Origin of the sequence: Pseudomonas sp. Sample_24, from assembly GCF_004307605.1 — a bacterium.
In the GTDB taxonomy this organism is placed as follows: domain Bacteria; phylum Pseudomonadota; class Gammaproteobacteria; order Pseudomonadales; family Pseudomonadaceae; genus Aquipseudomonas.
On sequence record NZ_RCNW01000369.1, the window covers coordinates 1 to 7,714 of the forward strand.

Consider the following 7,714-nt stretch of genomic DNA (forward strand, 5'->3'; position numbering starts at 1 on the left):
AGAGCCCACTCATGTCCGCCTGCCAGACTCCTATCATCGTCGCCCTGGATTTCCCTACCCGTGACGCCGCACTGAAGCTGGCCGATCAGTTGGACCCGAAACTGTGCCGGGTCAAAGTCGGTAAAGAACTCTTCACCAGCTGCGCCTCGGAAATCGTCGGCACCCTGCGTGACAAGGGTTTCGAAGTGTTCCTGGACCTCAAGTTCCACGACATTCCCAACACCACAGCCATGGCTGTGAAAGCGGCAGCGGAAATGGGCGTGTGGATGGTCAACGTACATTGCTCCGGTGGCCTGCGCATGATGGCGGCCTGCCGTGAAGTCCTGGACAAGCGCAGCGGCCCGCAGCCTCTGCTGATCGGTGTGACCGTGTTGACCAGCATGGAGCGCGAGGACCTGGCGGGCATCGGTCTGGACATCGAACCGCAAGAGCAGGTGCTGCGCCTGGCCGCACTGGCGGAAAAAGCCGGGATGGACGGTCTGGTGTGTTCGGCCCTGGAAGCCCAGGCCCTGAAGTCGGCGCACCCGTCGCTGCAACTGGTGACCCCGGGGATTCGTCCGGCGGGCAGCGCCCAGGACGACCAGCGCCGCATCCTGACCCCGCGTCAGGCGCTGGACGCCGGCTCCGACTATCTGGTGATCGGCCGTCCGATCAGCCAGGCAGCCGATCCGGCCAAGGCGTTGGCAGCCGTGGTTGCTGAATTGGCCTAAACACCGCTAAAACCTGTAGGAGTGAGCCTGCTCGCGATAGCGGTGTGTCAGTCAACATTGATTTCGACTGACACACCCTCATCGCGGGCAAGCCCGCTCCCACAGGGTTTTTTTTGAGTCGGTTACAGCGTCAAACCTTCAGAACCAACTTGCCGAAATTCTCCCCGCTGAACAATTTCATCAGCGTCTCGGGGAACGTCTCCAGTCCCTCGGCAATGTCTTCCTTGCTCTTGAGTTGCCCCTTGGCCATCCAACCGGCCATTTCTTGCGCGGCCGTGGCGAATTGTGCGGCGTAATCCATCACCACGAAGCCTTCCATGCGCGCGCGGTTCACCAGCAACGATAGATAGTTGGCCGGGCCCTTGACCGCCTCCTTGTTGTTGTACTGGCTGATGGCGCCGCAGATCACCACGCGTGCTTTCATGTTCAGGCGACTGAGTACTGCGTCGAGGATATCGCCGCCGACGTTATCGAAATACACATCGACGCCTTTCGGGCACTCGCGCTTGAGGCCGGCGACGACATCTTCGCTCTTGTAGTCGATGGCGCCGTCGAAGCCCAATTCCTCGATCAGAAATTTGCACTTGTCGGCGCCGCCGGCGATGCCGACCACACGGCATCCCTTGATCTTGGCAATTTGCCCGGCAATGCTGCCCACCGCTCCGGCCGCGCCCGAAAGCACTACGGTTTCACCGGCCTTCGGGGCACCGACATCCAGCAACGCGAAATAAGCCGTCATGCCGGTCATGCCCAGCGCCGACAAGTAACGCGGCAGCGGCGCGAGTTGCGGATCGACCTTGTAGAAACCCCGCGGCTCACCGAGGAAATAGTCCTGCACGCCCAGCGCGCCGTTGACATAGTCGCCGACGGCGAACTGCGGATTGTTCGAGGCAACCACCTTGCCGACGCCCAAGGCGCGCATCACCTCGCCGAGCCCCACCGGCGGAATGTAGGACTTGCCCTCGTTCATCCAGCCACGCATGGCCGGATCCAGGGACAGGTATTCGTTCTTGACCAGGATCTGACCTACCGCCGGTTCGCCGACCGGTACTTGCTGATAAGTGAATGTCTCGCGGGTTGCTGCGCCCACCGGGCGCTTGGCGAGCAGGAACTGGCGATTGGTCTGGGATGTCATGACAGGCACTCAAGATGAATGAAGCCTTGTTGATAGACCTTCGTGGGCGATGCCGCAAGTTTGGCTGATGCGGCGAATGCAGGTTTATCCAGTGCAGTGATAGTTGGTACGGCAGTTCCATCACTGCAACTCATGGGCAGGCAACCGGCCACCTGATAGTGCTGCCTTGCCCGGGGCCGCTGTGGCTAGACTGGAAAAACGCGATCCCCTGCCAACTCTCTTCGAGGACATAACAATGAGCATGACGTTTTCCGGTCAGGTAGCCGTAGTGACGGGCGCCGCCAATGGTATCGGCCGTGCCACCGCCCAGGCGTTCGCCGCCGAGGGCTTGAAGGTGGTTGTCGCCGACATGGACACGGCGGGCGGCGAAGGAACGGTGGCACTGATTCGCACGGCAGGCGGTGAAGCGAGCTTCGTGCGCTGCAACGTCACCCTTGAAAGCGAAGTAAAAAATCTGATGGATGAAGTCATCAATACCTACGGTCGTCTCGACTATGCCTTCAACAACGCCGGCATCGAGATCGAAAAAGGCAAATTGGCCGAAGGTACTGTCGAGGAGTTCGACGCGATCATGGGCGTCAATGTCAAAGGCGTTTGGCTGTGCATGAAGTATCAGTTGCCGTTGTTGCTGGCACAGGGCGGCGGCGCAATCGTCAACACCGCTTCGGTGGCTGGCCTCGGCGCCGCGCCGAAGATGAGTATCTACGCGGCCTCCAAGCACGCGGTGATCGGTCTTACCAAATCCGCCGCCATCGAATACGCCAAGAAAAAGATCCGCGTCAATGCGGTATGCCCGGCGGTGATCGATACCGACATGTTCCGCCGCGCTTACGAAGCCGACCCGAAGAAAGGCGAGTTTGCCAACGCCATGCACCCGGTAGGTCGCATCGGCAAGGTTGAGGAAATCGCCAGCGCAGTGCTGTACCTGTGCAGCGATGGCGCTGCGTTCACCACGGGGCATTCATTGGCGGTGGATGGCGGTGTCACGGCGTTCTGAAAACGCAATCTGCGGGAGTGAGCAGACTCACTTCCACAGATTTTTTTCCGTTTGGTGAATACGCCGGGCAGTGTGTTTCAAATGATTAAAACCCGGGGTTTTGGCGGCGTTGTCGCACATCCTGCAACGAGCTCCTGTGATTAACTGCTTTCGGCAGAATCCACAGGAGTTTTTTTGCTCATGGAATTGAGAATCGATCGACAGGCATTGGTGCCGGTCGTACAGCAAATCGTCGACGCACTGGTCTGCTGGCTGCATTGCAATGAGTTGGCGCCTGGCGCGCGCTTGCCGCCAGTCCGACGCATCGCGCGAATCAACCTGCTCAGCCAATCCTGCGTCGTCGAGGCATGCGAACGTCTGGTGGTGCAAGGCGTGCTGGAGTCTCGCCAGGGCGCCGGTTTCGTTGTGGCAGCCCCAGCCCCCGCAGCCCAGGGTCGACAGGATGACTTGTGGTTTGAAGGCGCAGTAGTAAAACCTGGAACTTCGTCTGAACTGCAACTGGGCTACGGCGGGCTGCCCGAAAGTTGGCGCGAGACGGATGATTTGAGTTATGCGATCCGCCAGGTCAGCCGCACCGATATGGCCGGCCTGTTCAACTACAGTTCACCCTTGGGGTTGCCCGCCCTGCGCGAACAAATCCTCAAGTGCCTGAAACCGCTGGGCATCGATGTTGAAGACAATCGAATCGTAACCACCGCAGGCGCCAGCCAGGGTTTGGATCTGATCGTGCGGACGCTGTTCAAGCCGGGGGATTGCGTGGTGGTCGAGAGTCCGGGCTACCCGATGTTGTTCGATCTGCTCAGGCTGCACGGTATCCGCATGCTCGAGGTACCGCGAACGCCGCATGGGCCAGACGTCGCCGTTCTCGAACAACTACTGCTCGAGCACCGCCCGCAGGGAATGTTCATCAACAGCTTCCATCACAACCCTACGGGCGGCAGCCTGGTCCCTGTGGTGGCGCAACGAGTACTGCAGCTGACAAAAAAACAGGAGGTGATGCTGATCGAAGATGATGTCTTCGCCGATCTTCACAGCGGTACCGGCATGCGTCTCGCCGCCATGGATGACAGTGTGATTTATGTCGGCAGCTACTCTAAAACCCTCAGCAGTTCTTTGCGTGTCGGCTTCGTGGTGGCCAGTGCCGAAGTGATTGCACGACTGGCCGAAGTCAAGATGATCAGCAGCATGGGTGCTTCCCGATTTTGTGAATCGGTGCTGGCCTGCCTGCTGGCCAGCGGCGCGTATCGCAAGTTGGTGAAGCGCCAAAGACAGCGCTTGAACACCGATCGACAGGCTGCCTTGCAGTTGCTTGAAGACGCCGAGTGGGAGGTGTTTGGCAAGCCCGCTGCCGGCTTGTTCATCTGGGCGCGCTCACGATCGATGGACTGCGCCCGGGTGCGAGCCGCGGCGCAACGCCACGGGGTTGTGTTGTCGTGCGCGACGGCATTCAGTCCCACGGGGGAAGCCAGTGATTGGCAGCGCATCAATGTGGCTTGTGCCTGCGATCCGCGAGCCAGGGCATTCTTTCAGGCCACCGCTGTGAATCGACCTCTAGCGTTCTGAAAACGACGTTGGCGTAGCTTTTTGCCATTATTCAGGCGCCAGAGACTTGTGTTGACACAGGCCCGTTGCGAATCTGCATCCATAGACTATGGCAGGGGACTACGTGCAATGATTTCGGCCGTGCAAGGACGTTTTGCCAACCTCGGTATGGCAAAGAAACTGGGTGGCGGGTTTGTGCTTGTGCTGCTGTTGACTGCCTTGGTGGCGGCCATTGGCGTGTGGTCCTTGCACTCCATCAGCCAGCGCTTCGATGGGCTCAAGCAGATGTCATCACTCAACAGTGGTCTGCTCAAAGTGCGGCTGCTGGAGCAGGAATACGCCTTGCACGGCAACCCGAAAACAGCCGACGCCCTGCGTGAAGGCGTGGACGGCCTGATCGCGCTGGCGAATCAGCTCAAGGCTGAGTCGGCAGCGAACGTCCCGGTGATGACTGACGTCGAGCAGTCCCTGGCGGCTTATCGCAAGGCATTTGACGAGTTTGTCTCGCTTAGCCAGGCCAAGGACCTGGCATTGGAAATGGCCAGTTGGTCGGTGTCCAGCGTTGCCAATAATCTCGATGTGTTGCAGTCGGGGCTTGCCGATGACGGCGCCTATACCCTCAAGGATTCCGAAGGCAAGGACGGCGCGCAGTTTATCGAGCAGGCCAATCAGGTCAGTCAGGTTTCACGCCTGATGCTCCAGGCCATGAATGAAGCGCGCGTACGCCTGGACCAGAGCCGAAAGGGCGACGACAGTGCAGGACAGGGCAAGATCGAACAGGCCAGTCAAGCACTGACCCAGGCCGAGCAATTGAAAACCACGGTCAAGGATGAGGGATATCAGACGGTTCTCAATGAAGTGACCGGCCATATCGCCAGTTTCAACGACAAGCTCGCCGAGTACACCGGTTTACTGGAGCAGGAAAAAAACGTTTATCAGCAACTGCATGAGCGTGCCGGCCAAGTGGTGGAACGGGTGGACCAGGCGTACATCGCCGAAGACCAATCGATGCAAACGGAACTGAAAAAGAATTCGCTGCTGATCATCGGTTCTTCGGCTCTGGCGCTGCTGGTCGGGTTGATCGCCGCCTGGGCGATTACCCGGTTGATCGTGGAGCCGCTGCGCAGCGTTATCCGTGTGGCGCAGCAGATTGCCTCGGGGGATCTGAGCGGGACTGTCGAAGTCACCCGACGCGACGAGATTGGCCAACTGATGCACGCGATGCAGCAGATGGGCGCGGGTCTTAGCCAGATCGTCAGCGGTTTGCAGGCAGGCATCGAACAGTTGGCATCGTCGGCGCAATCGCTGTCGGCAGTCACTGAGCAGACCAATCTTGAAGTCAGCAGTCAGAAGGAAGAAACCGAACAAGTCGCCACGGCGATGAACCAGATGACCGCCACCGTTCACGATGTCGCGCGTAACGCAGAGGAGGCGGCACAGGCTGCGCAAACGGCGGATGGCAAGGTTGAGAGCGGCCAGCAAGTGGTGCGCCAAAGCATGGTGCGGATTGAGCAACTGGCCGATTCGGCCAATTCAGCCAGTTCAAGCATCGAAAGCCTGAGTGCGGAAATCCAGAATATCGGCACGGTACTCAGTGTTATCAAAAGTGTGGCTGAACAGACCAACCTGCTGGCGCTCAATGCCGCCATTGAAGCCGCCCGTGCCGGTGAGCAGGGCAGAGGCTTTGCGGTGGTGGCCGACGAAGTCCGCGCCCTGGCCAAGCGGACCCAGCAATCCACCGAGGAAATCGAGCGGCTGGTCAGCGCCTTGCGGGCGGCGGCGCAGACGTCGGTGCAGCAGATTCAGAGCAGCGGCGAATTGGTGAAGCTGGCGGTCAGCGATGCGCTGCAAACTGAGAGCGCGCTGGGGAGCATTGCCGCGGCAGTTTCTTTGATTCAGCAGATGAACCAGCAGATTGCGGCGGCTGCCGAGGAGCAAAGCTCAGTGGCTGAGGAGATCAATCGCAGTGTCACGAGTATTCGTGCCAGTGCCGATCAGTCTTCGCTGGCGATGCAGGGGAATGCGGCATCCAGTATCGAACTGGCGCAGTTGGGGACTGAGTTGAAAGGGATGGTGGGGCATTTCAGGCTTTGATTTCTGGTCGCCCTCAATCGCTGTGGGAGCTGGCTTGTCGGGTCGTCGCATCGCAGCGATAGCGACCTGCCAGCCGACCTGTTACCCGCAGCGGTACGCCCACCTCATATCCAGCCCAAAAAAAAGCCACCTTCCCGGTGGCTTGTTTTTTTTAACGAGTGATCAGTCGTAGATCACTTTCTTTTTCCAGTCCGCATCTGCCTCGACGTCTTTGAGGCCCTCGGTCAGTTGGTTGACTTCGCCTTCTACCGGGGCAATGCGGTCCATGACTTGCGCATTGGCACGGGCCAGGAGTTTTTCCAGGTATTCCAGTTGCTCGGCGTAGATCTGCGGTTCCTGCTGTTTTCGCAGGTACTGCACGCCACGTTCGAACGCCAGGCGCGCCTGACCGGGCTGATTCTGTTGCAGCGAGTGCTGGCCGAGGTTGTTGAAGAACTCGATGTGCAGCAGCACCAGAATATGGCGGACCTCGCGGATCCAGCGCTTGGCTTCGTTAGGCGGCAGGAAACCGTCCTGTGCGGCGCGGGTAATCTGGCCGTGCAAGGCTTCGAGCAGGAAGCGTACGTCCTTGGCCTTGGCCTCGGTCTGGATCGGCGCCGGCGGGTTGTTGACCGGAATCGATTCGCCCTGGGCGACCAGGGTTTCCAGCTCGCCAATCCTTGCCTTGAGGTTGGAACTGGTCTTTTCCAGATTCAGCAGACGTTGGCAGACGTTCAGCTCCAGGCGGGTCAGCAGCAGCTTGAGTGCCGGTGTCATCAATTGGCCGGGGAAGGTCTCGGTGATTTCGCCGCAACGACGCAGGCGATCATTGAGCTCAACCTTGGTACGGGCCCTTTCCAGCTTGTTGTTTTCCACCACATGGTTGATGTAGCCAATGGCGATCAATAATGCGATCCCGGCTACGACGAGCAGGGTGATCATGAGTGGTGTCACCGGTAAGACCTCTTTTTAGGGTTCGCGTGCGAGTGTAGTGGCTTGGCATATAGGCGCCTAGGGCCGCTCGACGAGTTGGGTCGATGTGGCTCATTCTGTATCGGCCGCAGTCTTCTTATATGAATGCTGGCATCGATAGGGCGGATTGCCATCACTGACGACGCCGACTATAACGCCTTGGCGAGTGTCAGAATATAGGCGCCAAACACCGGGCGGCGGAAAATCCGGATTGGTGCCGCAAAGCAGGGCGAAGTCATTGATTTAAATAAATTTATATCAGGGGGTTGACGACCCCTCAATCCA

Annotated in this window: 6 protein-coding genes; 4 read left to right on the forward strand and 2 right to left on the reverse strand. The window is 59.1% G+C overall.

Annotation, left to right across the window (positions count from 1 at the left end; genetic code table 11):
- Positions 1-11 precede the first annotated feature (11 nt).
- Positions 12-710: an orotidine-5'-phosphate decarboxylase gene (gene pyrF, locus D8V06_RS21140; RefSeq protein WP_130931720.1), complete on the forward strand. Its 699-nt coding sequence runs from the start codon at positions 12-14 to the stop codon at positions 708-710.
- Positions 711-840: 130 nt separating this feature from the next.
- Here the strand turns inward: pyrF and D8V06_RS21145 are convergent, their stop codons facing one another.
- Complete coding sequence (locus D8V06_RS21145; RefSeq protein WP_130904320.1) at positions 841-1,845, reverse strand: NADP-dependent oxidoreductase; 1,005 nt, start codon at positions 1,843-1,845, stop codon at positions 841-843.
- Positions 1,846-2,080: 235 nt separating this feature from the next.
- On the opposite strand from D8V06_RS21145, the gene D8V06_RS21150 reads away from it, so the two are divergent.
- From D8V06_RS21150 to D8V06_RS21160, 3 genes are all read left to right on the forward strand, one after another.
- Positions 2,081-2,842 carry an SDR family oxidoreductase gene (locus tag D8V06_RS21150; protein WP_056855966.1) on the forward strand — a complete coding sequence of 254 codons (762 nt, stop codon included), beginning with the start codon at positions 2,081-2,083 and terminating at the stop codon, positions 2,840-2,842.
- A 180-nt stretch (positions 2,843-3,022) separates the two neighbouring features.
- Complete coding sequence (locus D8V06_RS21155; protein ID WP_130931721.1) at positions 3,023-4,405, forward strand: PLP-dependent aminotransferase family protein; 1,383 nt, start codon at positions 3,023-3,025, stop codon at positions 4,403-4,405.
- 108 nt (positions 4,406-4,513) lie between these two features.
- Positions 4,514-6,478 (forward strand): methyl-accepting chemotaxis protein, encoded by a 1,965-nt coding sequence (locus D8V06_RS21160; RefSeq protein ID WP_130931722.1) that lies wholly within the window; start codon positions 4,514-4,516, stop codon positions 6,476-6,478.
- Between the two features lie 162 nt (positions 6,479-6,640).
- Here the strand turns inward: D8V06_RS21160 and D8V06_RS21165 are convergent, their stop codons facing one another.
- Complete coding sequence (locus D8V06_RS21165) at positions 6,641-7,399, reverse strand: hypothetical protein (RefSeq protein WP_056855963.1); 759 nt, start codon at positions 7,397-7,399, stop codon at positions 6,641-6,643.
- Positions 7,400-7,714 lie beyond the last annotated feature (315 nt).

Bases quoted from the DNA above. Each gene is read 5' to 3' on its own strand.
- pyrF (WP_130931720.1), top strand. From the start codon at position 12: ATGTCCGCCTGCCAGACTCCTATCATCGTCGCCCTGGATTTCCCTACC.
- D8V06_RS21145 (WP_130904320.1), bottom strand. From the start codon at position 1,845: ATGACATCCCAGACCAATCGCCAGTTCCTGCTCGCCAAGCGCCCGGTG.
- D8V06_RS21150 (WP_056855966.1), top strand. From the start codon at position 2,081: ATGAGCATGACGTTTTCCGGTCAGGTAGCCGTAGTGACGGGCGCCGCC.
- D8V06_RS21155 (WP_130931721.1), top strand. From the start codon at position 3,023: ATGGAATTGAGAATCGATCGACAGGCATTGGTGCCGGTCGTACAGCAA.
- D8V06_RS21160 (WP_130931722.1), top strand. From the start codon at position 4,514: ATGATTTCGGCCGTGCAAGGACGTTTTGCCAACCTCGGTATGGCAAAG.
- D8V06_RS21165 (WP_056855963.1), bottom strand. From the start codon at position 7,399: ATGATCACCCTGCTCGTCGTAGCCGGGATCGCATTATTGATCGCCATT.